This window comes from Paraglaciecola algarum, from assembly GCF_021532655.1.
Taxonomy (GTDB): Bacteria; Pseudomonadota; Gammaproteobacteria; order Enterobacterales; family Alteromonadaceae; genus Paraglaciecola; species Paraglaciecola algarum.
Genome location: NZ_JAKGAS010000007.1, coordinates 88,988 through 104,708, shown reverse-complemented (window position 1 = coordinate 104,708; position 15,721 = coordinate 88,988). Strand labels below are relative to the sequence as shown.

Annotated in this window: 12 protein-coding genes; 8 read left to right on the top strand and 4 right to left on the bottom strand. The window is 39.9% G+C overall.

Annotated features, from left to right (window positions below; all coding sequences use genetic code 11):
• Positions 1–113 precede the first annotated feature (113 nt).
• Positions 114–1,244, bottom strand: a complete 1,131-nt coding sequence (locus L0668_RS13360) for an S-(hydroxymethyl)glutathione dehydrogenase/class III alcohol dehydrogenase (RefSeq protein ID WP_235313184.1) — start codon at positions 1,242–1,244, stop codon at positions 114–116.
• 105 nt (positions 1,245–1,349) lie between these two features.
• Between L0668_RS13360 and L0668_RS13355 the strand changes: the two genes are divergently transcribed.
• The 3 genes from L0668_RS13355 (at position 1,350) to L0668_RS13345 (ending at position 3,814) form a co-directional block, all read left to right on the top strand.
• The gene (locus tag L0668_RS13355) at positions 1,350–2,216 is read left to right on the top strand and encodes a LysR family transcriptional regulator (protein WP_235313182.1); all 867 of its coding nucleotides are present in this window, start codon (positions 1,350–1,352) and stop codon (positions 2,214–2,216) included.
• Positions 2,217–2,353: 137 nt separating this feature from the next.
• Positions 2,354–2,956 (top strand): TetR/AcrR family transcriptional regulator, encoded by a 603-nt coding sequence (locus L0668_RS13350; RefSeq protein ID WP_235313180.1) that lies wholly within the window; start codon positions 2,354–2,356, stop codon positions 2,954–2,956.
• Positions 2,957–3,262: 306 nt separating this feature from the next.
• Positions 3,263–3,814 carry a carboxymuconolactone decarboxylase family protein gene (locus L0668_RS13345; RefSeq protein ID WP_235313178.1) on the top strand — a complete coding sequence of 184 codons (552 nt, stop codon included), beginning with the start codon at positions 3,263–3,265 and terminating at the stop codon, positions 3,812–3,814.
• A gap of 212 nt (positions 3,815–4,026) precedes the next feature.
• Here the strand turns inward: L0668_RS13345 and L0668_RS13340 are convergent, their stop codons facing one another.
• On the bottom strand, positions 4,027–5,193 hold the full coding sequence (locus L0668_RS13340; protein ID WP_235313177.1) for an MFS transporter: 1,167 nt from the start codon (positions 5,191–5,193) through the stop codon (positions 4,027–4,029).
• Positions 5,194–5,348: 155 nt separating this feature from the next.
• Between L0668_RS13340 and L0668_RS13335 the strand changes: the two genes are divergently transcribed.
• The 3 genes from L0668_RS13335 (at position 5,349) to L0668_RS13325 (ending at position 9,083) form a co-directional block, all read left to right on the top strand.
• Positions 5,349–6,248 carry a LysR family transcriptional regulator gene (locus L0668_RS13335; protein ID WP_235313396.1) on the top strand — a complete coding sequence of 300 codons (900 nt, stop codon included), beginning with the start codon at positions 5,349–5,351 and terminating at the stop codon, positions 6,246–6,248.
• A gap of 58 nt (positions 6,249–6,306) precedes the next feature.
• Entirely contained in the window at positions 6,307–6,969 is a 663-nt protein-coding gene (locus tag L0668_RS13330) for an HAD family hydrolase (RefSeq protein ID WP_235313175.1), read from the top strand.
• Between the two features lie 299 nt (positions 6,970–7,268).
• On the top strand, positions 7,269–9,083 hold the full coding sequence (locus tag L0668_RS13325; RefSeq protein ID WP_235313173.1) for a putative bifunctional diguanylate cyclase/phosphodiesterase: 1,815 nt from the start codon (positions 7,269–7,271) through the stop codon (positions 9,081–9,083).
• Positions 9,084–9,122: 39 nt separating this feature from the next.
• Here the strand turns inward: L0668_RS13325 and L0668_RS13320 are convergent, their stop codons facing one another.
• Both L0668_RS13320 and L0668_RS13315 read right to left on the bottom strand, forming a co-directional pair.
• Positions 9,123–10,334 carry an alginate lyase family protein gene (locus L0668_RS13320; protein WP_235313171.1) on the bottom strand — a complete coding sequence of 404 codons (1,212 nt, stop codon included), beginning with the start codon at positions 10,332–10,334 and terminating at the stop codon, positions 9,123–9,125.
• Between the two features lie 115 nt (positions 10,335–10,449).
• The gene (locus L0668_RS13315) at positions 10,450–13,335 is read right to left on the bottom strand and encodes a TonB-dependent receptor (RefSeq protein WP_235313170.1); all 2,886 of its coding nucleotides are present in this window, start codon (positions 13,333–13,335) and stop codon (positions 10,450–10,452) included.
• A gap of 455 nt (positions 13,336–13,790) precedes the next feature.
• Between L0668_RS13315 and L0668_RS13310 the strand changes: the two genes are divergently transcribed.
• Both L0668_RS13310 and L0668_RS13305 read left to right on the top strand, forming a co-directional pair.
• Entirely contained in the window at positions 13,791–14,666 is an 876-nt protein-coding gene (locus L0668_RS13310; protein WP_235313168.1) for an EamA family transporter, read from the top strand.
• A 69-nt stretch (positions 14,667–14,735) separates the two neighbouring features.
• Positions 14,736–15,368 (top strand): YigZ family protein, encoded by a 633-nt coding sequence (locus L0668_RS13305; RefSeq protein WP_235313166.1) that lies wholly within the window; start codon positions 14,736–14,738, stop codon positions 15,366–15,368.
• Positions 15,369–15,721: the final 353 nt, after the last annotated feature.

The window sequence follows — 15,721 nt, the reverse complement described above, 5'->3', positions numbered from 1 at the left end:
CTTAGAGCAAGGTTAAGAGAGAAAAACAATAAAAGTGAGCAACAATAAAAGGCCGACGATTAACCTTGGGAAGATTAAGCGCCGGCTAAACTGGTTATTTGTTTGCGGCTGGGTTATTGGTCGAAATGAATTACACTGCGAATACTTTCGCCTTTGTGCATAAGTTCGAAGGATTCATTGATGTCTTCAAGGCCCATAGTGTGAGTAATGAAGTCGCTCAATTTAAATTCACCTGCCAAATAACGTTCTACGTAATCTGGTAATTCAGAGCGGCCTTTTACCCCACCAAATGCAGTACCACGCCATACTCGGCCTGTTACTAGTTGGAAAGGACGGGTGCTAATTTCTTGGCCCGCTCCGGCTACACCGATAATGACTGACTCGCCCCAACCTTTGTGACAACACTCAAGTGCAGAACGCATTAGGTTGACGTTACCGATACACTCAAATGAGTAATCCACACCGCCATCGGTAAGTTCAACGATTACGTCTTGAATAGGTTTGTCGTAGTCTTTCGGGTTGATGCAATCTGTTGCACCTAATTTTGTTGCTAGCTCGAATTTGCTCTCGTTGATGTCGATAGCAATAATGCGACTAGCTTTAGCCATAGCTGCGCCAATCACAGCAGACAAACCAATACCACCTAAACCAAATACGGCAACGGTTGCGCCTTCTTCTACTTTGGCGGTATTCATGACCGCGCCCATGCCAGTCGTTACACCACAGCCCAGTAAGCAGACTTCTTCTAACGGCGCATCTTTATTGACTTTAGCCAGTGAAATTTCCGGTAATACTGTGTACTCAGAAAATGTTGAACAGCCCATGTAATGGAAAATTGGTTGACCATCTTTGTAAAAACGAGTGGTGCCGTCTGGCATTAAGCCTTTACCTTGGGTTTCGCGAATTTTTTGACATAGGTTAGTTTTACCCGATAGACAGAATTTACATTCGCCACATTCTGGGGTGTAAAGCGGAATAACGTGATCGCCAACCGACACGCTGGTCACGCCTTCACCTACTTGCTCAACAATACCACCACCCTCATGGCCTAAAATTACCGGAAAAATACCTTCTGGATCTTCACCCGACAAGGTAAATGCATCGGTATGACAAACACCTGATGCAATCACTTTAATTAGCACTTCGCCTTTGCGCGGCAGCATTACGTCCACTTCTTCAACAGATAGTGGTTGTTTAGGGCCCCAAGCGATAGCGGCTTTAGATTTAATAAATTGATCTGACATAGTGAGACTCTCTTCTAGTTCGAATATGGCAAGTATTATATTTGTTTCTGTTTGGATGATAATATGTGGTTTTAGTAAATTACTTTTACTCACAGGTAATAATAAATGCAGTGGGAAGGAATAAATGAGTTTGTGTCGGTGGCTGAAACAGAGAGTTTCACCCAGACAGCAAAAATTTTGGCAATTTCAACTGCTCAGGTGAGTCGACAAATTAGTGCATTAGAAAAGCGTTTAAAAGTTAAGTTGTTTTACCGCACAACTCGCAAAGTGTCGTTAACCGAAGAAGGGCGGATTTTCTATCAACATTGCCGCAGTGTGCTGGATGGGCTCGATGCTGCCGAACGCGCGATTACTAACTTACAGTCGAAACCCCAAGGTAAAATTCGCCTTACCGCCTCGGTCACTTATGGCGAGCAGCAAATCCTGCCTATTATTAATGATTTTATGCTGTGCTATAAAGATGTGGAAGTGACAGCCTATTTAAGTAATCAAAGAGTAGATTTGGTGGAACAAGGTTTCGATTTGGCTATTCGCCTTGGCAAGCTTAGCGACTCGTCGATGATGGCTAAAAAACTTGGAACTCGCACTAACTACTTATGTGCGTCTCCGGCATACCTGGATGAATACGGTGTGCCTCATTCTTTATCTGAATTAAACAAACATAGCTGTCTATTAGGCACATTGGATTATTGGCATTTTAGTGATGCTGGCAAAGAAAAGAATATTCGCGTGAATGGCCGCTTACGGTACAACAGCGGTTACGGTTTAGTAGATGCCGCACTTAAAGGGTTAGGCATAGTGCAATTGCCCGACTATTACGTGCATCAACATATACAAAGTGGGGAGCTAGTGACACTACTCGACAATTATCGTGAGTCTGATGAAGGAATATGGGCAGTGTACCCACGAAATAGACACTTATCCCCGAAAATTCGCTCGCTAGTGGATTTTTTAGCCGAACACTTAGCCTGATTGGGCTTTTATTTCTACAGGTAGTTTCTACAGACGTTTTGACACATTCCTTGAATATTATGTACCGACTGGTAAAATAAAAGGCTTGTAGTATTTGGTAATATAAATATAAATATAAATGTGAATGGGTAAGTATTGTGACAAGTGGCCGTAAATTAGAGTTTGATTCTGAAGTAGCACTCGATCTGGCTATGCATGTCTTTTGGCAAAAAGGATATGTAGGCGCGTCGTTGAGCGACTTAACCGAAACTATGGGTATTAACAAACCTAGTATGTACCGTACTTTTGGCAACAAAGAATCATTGTTTGTGAAAACTACCCAGCGCTACCTAGATACTAAAATGAAACCTCACCTCGAGCTACTGTTTGAACCGGGTGTGCCTTTAAAACAACGTTTGCACCGGCACATGATGTCGATTGTTGATATGCAATGTAGCCAGCAAAATCCTATGGGCTGTTACTTGGTTTTGTGTCAATCAGAGTTAGTAAGCGGCAATATTCCAGATGCAGCGAAACAAATATTACTGGACGCCGATCTTTTACCTAAGCAATTGTATACCGATTTATTCAACACCGACCCAGAAGCCATAGCACTAGGCTTGAATAAACATGCCGCGGCCAATGCCTTGAGTTTGTATACGTTATTAAAAGGCACTGCTTCTATGGCACGTTCAGCGGTTAGTCAAGCCGATCTTGAATATTCTGTTGATTCGATTATCAAGGGCATAGGTGTGCATTAAGGCTAAAAATCAATATAGCTTTAGCACTATGTAGATTTTCGTCCCTTCTTTAGCGTCAGTTTCCTCATTTTTAAAAATACATTAATAATGTTTCCTTTTTATTCAATAAGTTACATTTCCTAATTGATATTAAACTTCCCTTGAACCAAGTTTTTATTTAGATTTTTATTGACTTGTTGTTACCGATCGGTACAATTCTTTTAAATGATAATGTACCGATCGGTATTTAATGCCGTGAATCTTATTAAACATTGAATTAATCTATGGGCAATCTTGCCTACTTTTATTTGAATCTGAGGAAACGAGATGACAACTTTGAAAATCCACACTATTGAGTCAGCACCTGAAGCAAGCAAGCCACTATTAGAAGGTTCACTGAAAGCCTTTGGTATGGTGCCTAACTTACACGGTGTGTTAGCCAATGCGCCCACTATCCTAGAGGGATATCAAAAGTTACATGAACTGTTTACTAACACTTCTTTTGATGCGGAAGAATTAACAGTGGTATGGCAAGGCATTAACGTCGAGCATGGCTGTCATTATTGTGTGCCTGCCCACACAGGTATTGCTCACTCGATGAAGGTTAGCCCAGAGGTAATCGAAGCATTGCGTAACGAGCAACCTATGCCTACTCCTAAGTTACAAGCCTTGCTAGATATGACATTAATTATTGTGCGCAATCGTGGCCATGTTACAGACCAAGAGCTTGAAGCTTTTTATGCTGCAGGCTATGGTGAGCAACAAATTCTAGAAATTATTTTAGGTTTGTCGCAAAAGGTGATCAGTAACTATACCAACCACATTGGCAATACCCCGGTCGATAAGCCGTTTGAAAAGTTTGCTTGGTCAAAAGCTTAATAGCATTGACTAACATGATTTAGAAAAGCTTAGCCAACTCTTGTTGGCTATTTTTTTATTTCAATTTTAAAGTAAAATTATGCCAGTTATGTGGCGTTGTTAGTTAGCTGTTGAGGTAATAGGTATAGATGCTGAAAAATTTTTAAGTTGAGTTGAATAAAAAAGTAGCAAGGGGTCAGCGCCTAAAACGTTGAACCCCTTTAGTTGTTTAATTAAGAATTGGTACTGCTATCTAAACGGCCGCTTACCCTGGTCAGTATAATTGCCACACCTACCACTATGGCACCCACCCAAGGGGTATCCATAAGATTAAAGTTTTCTACTATTAATCCACCGCCAAAGGCACCTAAGGCTATACCTACATTAAAGGCCGCAATGTTTAATCCCGATGCTACATCTATCGCGTTAGGCGTATGTTGCTCGGCAAGTTTAACAACATAAACTTGTAGCCCGGGTACATTGCCAAAAGCGAAAGCCCCCCAAATCAAAATAGTAAGCACGGCTAAAATAGGGTGGGGGGCGGTGAAACTAAACATCAATAGCACTAGCGCTAGGCCAGAAAATATAATAGTCAGTGCGGTAATAGGCCCATGTTTGTCGGCTAATTTACCGCCCCATATATTACCTATGGCTACTGATGCCCCATAGACTAATAGAATTAGACCAATAGTGTGAGAGCCAAAGCCAGTGATCTCTTTTAAAATTGGCGCAAGATAAGTAAAGGCGATAAACGTGCCGCCATAACCAACTGCGGTGATGGCATAAACCAATAACAAACGGCTATGGGTCAGCACTTTAATTTGGTCGGCTAATTTTGCTGCTTGTGGCTGTTTTAAATTATTCGGTACCAATAAGGCGCTGCCAATCATTGCGATCAAGCCTAATAATGAAACGGTTAAAAACGTCGCTTCCCAGCCAAAAAGTTGGCCAATGTAAGTACCTAAAGGCACTCCTGTCACTAAGGCTACCGTTAAGCCAGTGAACATAATGGCAATAGCACTGGCGCCTTTTTCTTTGGGCACTAAGCCCGTGGCTATGGTCGAGCCAATTGAGAAAAACACACCGTGAGCAAGGCCAGTTAAAATGCGAGCTACAATTAGCGCTGAAAAGCTAGGAGCTTGCCAAGCAATTAAGTTGCCTATGACAAACAAGCCCATCACAAATAGTAAAACGTGTTTTCTATTCCATCGTCCGGTTAAGGCGGTGAGTACAGGTGCGCCTATGGCTACCCCTAAGGCATAAAGGCTGACTAACAACCCGGCTGAGGGAATGCTGACGTTAAGATCTTGGGCCATAGTGGGTAATAAGCCCACTATCACAAATTCAGTTGTTCCAATCGCAAAAGCACTCAAGGCTAATGCAAGTAATGCTAAAGGCATAATTGACTCCAAATGGTTTAAATGAACAAGGCGCAACATGCGCAATGTTTTGATGGCGCTATTATTAACTGCTATTCTTTTGTGATAAATATCGGTATTGTCAAATTACTTTTGTAGCAAATAGGGTTAATTGGATTGGAGAGATTATAGTGACTTTGAAAACCCGCTCAGACGATTTAGAAGTGATACTAGCGGTGGTAGAGTTTGGTGGTTTTTCGGCGGCCGCAGAGGCTCTAGATATGCAAGTCGCTCGGGTATCTCGCTCCGTTGCAAAAGTGGAGTCTGCACTCGGAGCCAGTATCTTCACGCGCACCACAAGAAAAGTCGCCTTGACCGATGAGGGCAAGAAATTTGTCAAACTGGTGAGTGAAGGTTTAGAAAAAATTCAGCTCGCAGAGCTAGATATAATCAATCGTGGCGAATTACCCGCTGGGCCATTAAGGGTAGATGCCGCTAGCCCATTTTTGTTTCATCAAATCATTCCTGTTATTCAAAAATTTAAACTGGCTTACCCAGATATAGAATTAACTCTAAGCTCGAATGAAGAATTTGTGGATTTAATTGAGAAGCGAACAGATGTCGCTATCAGAATAGGTAAATTAGAAGACTCCACATTAAAAGCTAGAGCATTAGGTAGAAGCCCTTTATATATAGTGGCCAGTCCAGAATATTTGCGTGCACATAAAAAACCGCAAACTCCAGAGGATTTAGCCGAGCATGAGTTAATCGGCTTTTTAAATAGTAAAGTATTAAACAAGTGGCCATTAAAAGGGCAAACAAATAAGACTCACGCTCTGATTAACCCCACTTTGCATGCCAGCAATGGTGAGAGTATTAGACAGTTGGCTTTAGCTGGGAATGGTATAGCTTGTTTGTCGGGTTTTATGATTGCCGAAGATATTGTAAGTGGCAAGCTGGTGAAAATTTTAGAGCCCTATCTAATTACGAATACAGATAGAGAGTTGATAAATGCGGTCTACTATCAATCATCGACAACCACTAAGAGAATTAGCGCCTTTATTGATTTTATCAAACCTCAATTAAGGTTAATGTAATGAGTAAATTATGCTGCCTATGCAGCGTCATATTTTTGCTTAAGAGGTGAATTTGAGAATGGGCTTTACAAAATTTGATGCTGTGTTATTTGATAAAGACGGGACTATTTTTGATAGCGAACAGATATGTTGTGATGCCTGGGTGCATACGGCCAAAGCATTCAATGTACATTTTAGCGTAGACATGTATAAAGATTTTATCGGTGTGCCTACTCAAGAATGTTATCAAATTGCGCACAAACAGTTTGGTCCAGATTTCCCCATGGACCAATTTATTTTTGAAATTCGTCTGTATATGACAGAGAAAAAACGCATAGGGCTGCCGGTTAAAAAAGGTTTTGATGCCTTATTTCAATACATCCTTGATAAAAAAATTCCAGTTGGCGTGGTGACATCGTCCGATCTTGAATCTACATTACAGAGTTTTCAAAACACAGCTTATAAGCAAAAACTTGATGTGTTGGTGACCTTTGACGATATAGCCAATCCTAAACCCGCTCCTGATTGTTATCTATTAGCATGCAATAAGTTGGGTGTGCGACCAGAGCGAGTTTTGGTGTTTGAAGATTCAAATGCTGGGGTAAAAGCCTCAATAGCAGCTGGCTGCCAAACTGCTGTTATTCCAGATTTAGTAGATATTGAGCCTGAAATTTTATCAAACTGCCCATATACTTTTGCTCATTTTGATCAAGCATTGTTATTTTTTAAGTTAAAGTTGTAATGAAATACATAGACTAAAGTAGGTTATCTATTGCCATACGATCGGTTTATGATTAATGTCTTTTATTATCAATAATATAGCTTTGACATTTACGTCTTGGCAAGCTGTCTGCAAAGTATATAAAGGAAGCTAGGCCTATTTCTGTTTATTCTGAACAAAACATAAAAAGAGATATACTTGAGCTTCTACATGGAAACAACTCAGGTAGCTTATTTGTTACTTTGAGTATTTGTTTGTCTCTTGTCTTTTTTTTTCCTAACAACCCAGATAAATATTTAAAAATTTACTGGCTGCTATTTATGTGCCTCTTATTAACCTATCGTTTAGCAGATTTGTTTTACTGGCAAACAAAACTGAGGGGAAGCCAATATGACGTGTCTGCACCTATGCGCCGGTTTATTGTAGGGCGATATTTAACAGCATTTACTTTAAGCGTTTATTCTATTTTGTTTTTTGACTCAATGGATGTTATTGAATTGTCGTGCACATTAGTCGTTATGTCAGCAATGGCTGGCGGCGCTGCAACAGTTTTGGCTGCTAACAAAGCCTTATCATTAAGTTATGCGGCAATTTTACTCATCCCATTGTCTTTACTTTGTTTGTTTTCTACTGAAGATCATCACAATATTTTCGGGGTATTAGGCTTTGTTTTTGTTGGGGTGATGATGTCTTCGGCAAGATTGTCGTCCAAATTCACCATGGACTCTATTTTAATTAAAAATCAAAACTCAGATTTATTGAAAGAAATGGAATTAAAGAATGCTGAAATAGCAGAATCAAATCTTAATTTGGAAGAAAAAGTAAAAAGTAGAACACAAGAAATTTTAACTATTTCTAGGTTGGATCCATTAACTAAACTCTTTAACCGTAACGCGTTTTCTGAAAGCCTTAAGTTGCTGATCGCTAAAGCAGAAAAAGAAAATAAACCTTTAGCTTTATTGTTTATTGATTTAGATGGTTTTAAAAATATAAATGACTCACATGGCCATGCAGTTGGCGACGATGTACTGACTTCAATTGCTCATAGATTATACATGCAAGCACAAAACCATGAGTTCTTATGTCGATGGGGTGGCGATGAATTTTTGATTGCTTTACAGCATAGAGATGAAATAGAAGCTAAAGAATTTTCTACTAAATTAATTCATTTATTGTCGCAACCCATCCGGGTGAACTCAAACTCCCTAAGTGTTGGTGCTACTATAGGTATTGCTATGTACCCCAAGCATTCTAAAAATGAGCAAGAGTTGATTGAATTAGCAGACACAGCTATGTATGCCCAAAAACAAACCTCAAAATCTGATGTGCGTGTATTTAATGACGTAATGCGAGAATCTATAAATCGTGAAAACCGTTTAAAAGATGGTTTAAGTCGCGCGCTTCAAATGCAACAAATGTATGTCACTTATCAGCCGGTGATAGATAGTCAAACTGGCCAGGTATGTTTTTGTGAAGCCTTATTGCGTTGGAAGCTTGACGGAGAGTTGATACCACCCAATGAATTTATTCCTATTGCAGAACAAAATGGCTTTATCCACGACATAGGTAGTTGGGTATTGCAACAAGCTTGCAAAGTTGCCACTAAATGGACATTTGATAATACAGTTAACTTGTCGGTCAATGTGTCTGTGTCTCAGTTGATGCATAACAATATGTTAGATGTACTAGAAAAAACGTTAAAAGAATCTGGATTTCCGGCTGAAAAATTACATATAGAAATTACCGAATCAATATTTGTGGAAGATATTCAGTTAGCTATTCAAAAAATAAAAGCCTTACAAAAGTTGAAGATAAAGGTGTCAGTAGATGACTTTGGAACAGGGTTTTCGTCACTTTCGTTACTACAATCTATTGCAGCAGACGTAGTTAAAATTGATAAAAACTTTATTGCTAGTATGGCTGAAGGAGGCACAGCAGTGATCCAAGCGACTCAACATATGGCTAAAGAGTTGGGTTATAGCGTAGTAGCTGAAGGAGTAGAAACTAAGGCTCAAGCGGATGCATTAATCAGCATGGGTATACAAAGCCTACAGGGATATTATTATAGTAAACCCATGCGTCAAGAAGAACTTGAAAACTGGCACGAGCTATATAGGCAAGATGCCAGCAAGTAATAAATACCCAATACAATAGATGCTTATCCAGAATCTAGGTTATTTTTGTAACCAAAGAATGGGCTGAGTCATTGGCATATTCCTTCTTACTTCGTATACATCAGAATGAGCCGGTAAGTTTAGCCATATAGGCCGTATTTGAGGTAGGTTTAAGTTTTCTTCAGCTAAGACTAAGTTGAGATGCCTTTGTGGCCAGTTATCCCAGTATTGAATATCCTGTTGATATGGCCATGCCTGTTTGTTTTGAATGTAAGGTAGGATAAACTCCATACCTAGTTGCATATTTCGTCCATCTGCTAAGGTGAAATCCCATAAGTCCTCTTGCTCGGTGGACGCTAAGGTGGCTAAACCAGCCATTAAATCAAGCACAAACAAAGAATAACCATAGGGTTTTGTTCGAGCTAGCTCTGCATCAAAACCGCCATGTTGGTTCATCATTTGTTTTAGGTAGACTTGTTTAAATTGAGTACGGATCCAATCAAGGGTTGCAACGTCTTTTGCGACTAAGGCAAATGCTGCAGCTTGTAACGACCAAGCAACGCCGTGATTATTGGGATGGTGTTTCTCTTTTATGCCAAACTCATGGTTATTCAGCCAATTCAAATATTGTGCAAACCAGTTTTGAATAGCAGAAAAATCTTGGCTAGCAATTACCCCTGCATCGTTTAGTCTTTTAATGCTCAGTGCCACTTCGGTTAGATGTAAGGTGTCAATAATGCCAATACTTCGCCCTGTGTGACGGCCTTTTATCGCTTGGCCATACAATAAATTTGGCGTCATATTAGTCTTAGGATTAACAAACCATGCGTTAATATGGGCTAAGGCTTGGTTTGAATATTTTGTATCTCCAGTCACTAAATATGCTGACGTTAACGCAGCTACTATATCTCTAAAAGTCATCATGGCAAGTCTGTGGTCGATAAAGTTATTTGGATTACTTTGACCGTCCTTGCGTATGTATGGCCCATTTGGATCGCTAGGATTAGGCCACCAATAGTCACCTTCTGAATAAAAGTCATGAATGCCGCCAGCACTTCGTTCTGAAGAAGTTGCCGTCACTGTGGTCACGGGCGCAGTTAAGGCTAAGTCGGCTTTTTGTAATACTGCATTTTTATCTACAGTAAAGGGCAAGGTGTGTTTTTCCAGAACTTGGACTGGTAAGTTCGAATTGGGTTGGGTGCAAGCTGTTGTGATAAAGCCTAACCAGGCTGCTAGGATTAAACCAAGGTAACGGTTTTTTTTGACATACATTTTTATTACACCTGCTGAGCTTTTTCTAGTTTAATACAAAAAACTCATAGCTGGAGTGCGGCCCAACTATGAGTTTTAAGAACTTGGCTGCGTGCCGTATTTACCAAAAATGGAATTACATACGGTATTTTAAACCTAAGAAGAAACGAGGTCCTGAATGTTCGATGCGGTTATATGCACCATGTGCAACACGTTGCTCGACATAAGGTTCGCCAGTTAAGTTAAGTATCTGAAAGCGAGCCGTGATGTTTTTGTTGATGTCATATTTAAAATCAACGTCAAAGGACGAAGTATCATCAACAAAACGGTTAGTCTGGGCCAAACTGCTGCCAAAGGGTTTTAAGTATTCAGAACGGTATTTATAAGATAGACGAGCTGAGAAGTTATCACTTTCCCAATAAACTTGCCCACTGAAGGTGTTTTTAGATAAACCCGCAATATCAGATGGTGCGATCATGTCACGTACATCTTGAGTAATACTGCCGCCATTTTCTGGCGTTTCAAAATCAGAGTCAGCATAATTATAGTTTAGCGATGTACCTAAGCCATTAAAAGGCGCAGGTAGATTTGAAAACTGATGCATTACAGTTAACTCTAAACCTTGAATTTTGGAGTCTTCATCTACAATAGTAGGGCGACCTTGTACTTCAACATTGTATGCAGTGCCATCTACTACAACATCTTCAAAACCACTTAATGAATCAAATCGAGCATTAAAGGTTTTGTAGTATAAGGCTGCTGATAACATAGTATCAGCACCCAAGTAATAACTTAAACTCAGGTCATAGTTGTTAGACTCCAATGCTTCTAAGTATGGGTTACCACGAGCGGTGACATTGCCGTCTAAGGCTTGTTGAACTGTGGTGAATTCGTCTTCTTCAGACGCGCCACGTATGTCACGAGCTGAACCGTAATACCACATGTCTGGTCTTGATAAGCCGCCATACGCAGCAAACCTTAATTGCAATTCGTCGGTTAAACCAAATGAAAGGTTGATACTAGGTAAAATGTTGCTATAGCTATTTTGCAGCTCGCTGAATTCATTCACACCGGCATTTTCAGTGAAAGAAATAAAGCCACTGTCATTGGTATTAACAGTATACGAGGTACGAATACCAAGAGATGATATGTCAGTTGTTACATGACGAAGACCCACATTTCCGTCTACTGATATGTCGCCCCACTCAGTAGAAAAATCGGCCATAGCATAGAATGAAGTAATGTCTTCACTCATACGCACATCGTTTTCACTCGGAGACATGGGATCAACACTCATGTCAGTGTCGCCAACTAAAACATCATAGCCACAATGTGTATCAAAGGTGCCCCAGCTACTTACTGGGAAGTTAGCATCTTCACCAAAGTCAGATTGAGGGAAATCAATGGCACAGTTGGCAACTGCCGCTGCTATTTTTTCAGGTCGCTGACTTGATGGTGTAGATAAACTTTTTCTTTCTTCACCAAAGTTGTCATGGTCATGGAATGACATAGCGCTACCAAATCTAACTGCATAAAATATGTCACCGTCTAAGGCATACTCAAAATCTAGGCGATAACTTTTAATGGTATCTTCAATGTCAAAACGATAGTTTCTGGCTTCGCTGTCGGCATCAAAATAAGCTAGATCTTGGATGTTTTGTTGCCAATTTTCGGCGCTGCCCGCGGGATCATCAAAATCACTGTAAACAGCGGTAATACTTGGGAAATCTTGACCGTCACTGTTTTGCCAATCGTAAAAACTTCTGTCACCTCGAAAACGGGCCCAAGTTCTTGTTTGATATCGCTCAGTGCCAGAGTAGGCTGCATCAAAAGCGACATGCAGATCGTTGCTGGCTTGCCAATCAATGTTCAAACCCACACCGCTGTACTCTTCTTCTCTAACTCGGTATTCGCCGTATGAACTAATACGTGATTCTCCAGTATATGAAGTGAGTGCATGTTCACTATTAGTGGTCCAGTTAGCGATACGTCTGCGGCCATCATCAAACATTAAGTCATGGCGATCTTCGTAATAGTATCGATTAGACCATTGACCATCTAAGTTAATGTCTAAATCCGAATTCGGCTGCCATTGTAGGGCGTAAATTACACCGTCACGTTCTTCTTCTGACTCCATTTGGCGATAATAAAATTGGTTAGAAATAAAATAGTAGTCGCCATCTTTAGCTTCGCCACCATTTGCTGCAGCTCGAGCGTCACTAAAACTACAATTACTGCCACCATCAACCGCATAATCTGAATTACAGTTGCGTAATGTAGAGCTAGTATTATAACTTTCTTCTGGCGAGGAAATGCGAGCTCCCGCATATCCCACTGCAAAACCAAACTTTCCGCCGTCATCTAACTCAAAGCTGTTGGTGTAAGAAGCAGAAGGGCGATAACCTAAACCATTGTCGTCGTTGAATTTTGCTTGGTAAGGGTTATAGTTTAAGCGCATTTCAGTTTGAAAACGCTCTTTACCGTAATCTACTGGTTTGATGGTTTTTAAATCGATAAGACCAGATACACCGCCTTCAAGTAGATCCGCTTTTTGGGCTTTAAAAACGGTAACACCGTTAACTAATTCAGATGGGAACTGACTAAAAGCAACAGAGCGGTTACCACTACCAGAGGATATTGCTCTACCGTTGACCGTAGAAAATCCTAAAAATGGACCAAGTCCACGAATCGATATTTCACTTGCGTTACCTTTAAAGCGATCTCCGCTAACACCGGTAATTCGTTCTAGTGTTTCGGCAACGGATAAATCAGGTAATGCGCCTATGTCTGAAGAAGACAAAGCATCGACTATGGTTGCCGAACTTCTTTTTTCAGCAATTGCGTTGCGGTATGCGTCTGCAATTCCTCTTACTTCGATAATTTCAGCACTATCATCTGTATTTTGCTCTGTAGCTTGAGCTAAAACTGATGTGCTAAGGGTATTAAAAGCAGCCAATACTGCAAGTGCAGTGAAGCTTTTTTTCATGTTGCGATTAGTTGTAAATGGGTGTGTAGAGTGCATGTGTTACCTCTATTAAATGATTTGATTGTGTGTGTTGTTTGTTATTTTTAATAATTATAGTATGTCATATAAGTATATAGTCAAGTGGTCATGCCAAAATTAATTGAATTAAGTTACAAAAAAAGAACATTTATTTAACTGTTGTTTGTAGTTTAAATAAGGTTTTTATATTGTTTTTATTGGCTTTTTTGATTTTATTGTTAATTTTAGTAAACATTTAAAAATTATTTACATTTCTATTTGGTTTTTTGTGTTTTATTTGGTATGTCCAAATTTTTAATTGTAAGGCCAATGTTGGTTTGTGTAAAAAGCGGGGCCTGAAAAATAGAAATTAGTTATTGATATGGGAGCGGCGAAGCGGAAAATTTAGTTGAGTTTCATAACTATAGTTCGTTAAAAAGGGTAAAATGCTAGTTTTTGGAAATAACATACTGAATGGTAAATAAGGGTTTAAATTGAGCTGGATATTCTTCACACTTGGTGCCGTGATAATGCAGACCTTTCGTAATGCTCTGCAAAGTAAGCTAAGTGCTACGGTAAGTACATCAGGGGTAACCTTAGCGAGATTTTTATTTGCACCGCCAATCGCACTGTTATATTTATTTCTTCTGTATTTTTTTTCAGATCAAGTTCTTCCCGATTTTAGCTTTAAGTTTATTGGCATAGTAATACTCGCTTCTGTGTTGCAGATTGCTGCTACTTCGTTAATGGTGATTTTATTTAAACAAAAAAACTTTGCTGTAGGCGCAGGTTTAGCAAAAAGTGAAGCTTTAGTAGCAGGTGTAATAGGTACTTTATTTTTTGGCAGTCAGCTAAGTTTATTTGGTTGGATAGGCATTTTTGTGGGTGCTGCTGCTGTGTTTGTATTAAGTGGTGGTGGCAAAAAAGGTGAGCTGAGTATTAAAACTATTTTAATTGGTTTGGCCTGTGGAACCTGCTTTGCCCTTACCTCTTTATATGTACGTGAAGCTGCGCATTTATTAGATGTGCCATTTCCTCATAGTGCCGCTTGGGTTTTATTATGGGTGTTATGTATTCAAACTAGTTTACTTATTATTTATATCGCCATGAACAATCCACAAACATTTGGTCACCTTAAGCAAAACGCAAAAATGACCTTTAGCACCAGTTTAACCAGTTGTTTGGGATCTATTTGTTGGTTTAGTGCCATGGCTTTGCATCATGTGGCTTACGTTAAAACCTTAGGCCAACTTGAGGTGCTGTTTACTATAGTGATAGCGGTTTTTTGGTTGAAGAACCCTGTTAAGAAACATGAAATTATTGGTCTGTTGTTAATTGGTTTTGCCGCGTTGCTCGTAATGTGGGCATAGGGCTATTTTTGCATGAATACAGAGCTATGAGTTATGTGAACTTAAAATTAAGAGGCATGAGAGCTTAAATTGAATTCAAATGTTGCGCAAAGTTATCAAGTGCCAGTGGGTATTTGGCAAACTGAATTAGAGGTAAAACGTAGTAAGTTTCTTACCTTAGCGAATAACGCCAGTTCTCGCCAAGAAGCTGATGACTTTGTCCGCTCTTTACGTGAACAACATCCTCAAGCCAATCATGTGTGTTGGGCGTATATTGCAGGTGCGCCTAATACCACCATTCGTTCGATGAGTGATGATGGGGAACCAAGTGGAACAGCTGGAATGCCTATGCTTAAAGTATTAGAACATAGTGGTTACGGTGATATTGTTGTTGCTGTAGTGCGCTATTTTGGTGGCACTAAATTAGGTACTGGAGGGCTGCAAAGAGCATATTCAGATGCTGTCGCTCAGGTGCTAACTGACATGCCTAGCAAAATTAAAGTGAGTCGTTCGAAACTTAAATTGAACTATGAATATGAGTTTGAGGGAGCCGTCTCTCGACTATTAGCCCGATACGATGTTGAAAATATTCAAACAGAATATAGCGAAAATGTCATGGCTAGTGCAGATGTGGCATCCACCCAGTTAGCTGATTTGAAAGTTGAGTTAATTAATATCACCAGTGGCAGGGTTGATATAATACCAATCCATCTTGATATGTAGTCACTCAGCGAGAGTTTAAAAGGGTTTAATCAAGGAGCATGATTGATAGCTCTTTACTAAAAAATCACCTCGTTCTCTTTCGAGGTCATGCAACACAGAGTAAACCCTTTTAAAACTCGCCTGAAAGGAATGCCCCAGCGGGTTTTGCTTTGCGTTCTCGCTATTTGAAAGGGAACAACCATTACTGCGCAGCGACGCCTTAATCAAAATCCGCTGGATGCATTCTGAGTGATCACATATTAAGGTGGATTGGTATAACTAATGATGAAAATTAGTCTGCTAGATACTGACGTACTAAACTGACAAAAAAAAGCGCCTTTCAGCGCTTTTAGTTTGTTTATTAATTTAGAAGT

Bases quoted from the DNA above. Each gene is read 5' to 3' on its own strand.
- L0668_RS13360 (WP_235313184.1), bottom strand. From the start codon at position 1,244: ATGTCAGATCAATTTATTAAATCTAAAGCCGCTATCGCTTGGGGCCCT.
- L0668_RS13355 (WP_235313182.1), top strand. From the start codon at position 1,350: ATGCAGTGGGAAGGAATAAATGAGTTTGTGTCGGTGGCTGAAACAGAG.
- L0668_RS13345 (WP_235313178.1), top strand. From the start codon at position 3,263: ATGACAACTTTGAAAATCCACACTATTGAGTCAGCACCTGAAGCAAGC.
- L0668_RS13340 (WP_235313177.1), bottom strand. From the start codon at position 5,193: ATGCCTTTAGCATTACTTGCATTAGCCTTGAGTGCTTTTGCGATTGGA.
- L0668_RS13330 (WP_235313175.1), top strand. From the start codon at position 6,307: ATGGGCTTTACAAAATTTGATGCTGTGTTATTTGATAAAGACGGGACT.
- L0668_RS13325 (WP_235313173.1), top strand. From the start codon at position 7,269: ATGTGCCTCTTATTAACCTATCGTTTAGCAGATTTGTTTTACTGGCAA.
- L0668_RS13320 (WP_235313171.1), bottom strand. From the start codon at position 10,334: ATGTATGTCAAAAAAAACCGTTACCTTGGTTTAATCCTAGCAGCCTGG.
- L0668_RS13315 (WP_235313170.1), bottom strand. From the start codon at position 13,335: ATGCACTCTACACACCCATTTACAACTAATCGCAACATGAAAAAAAGC.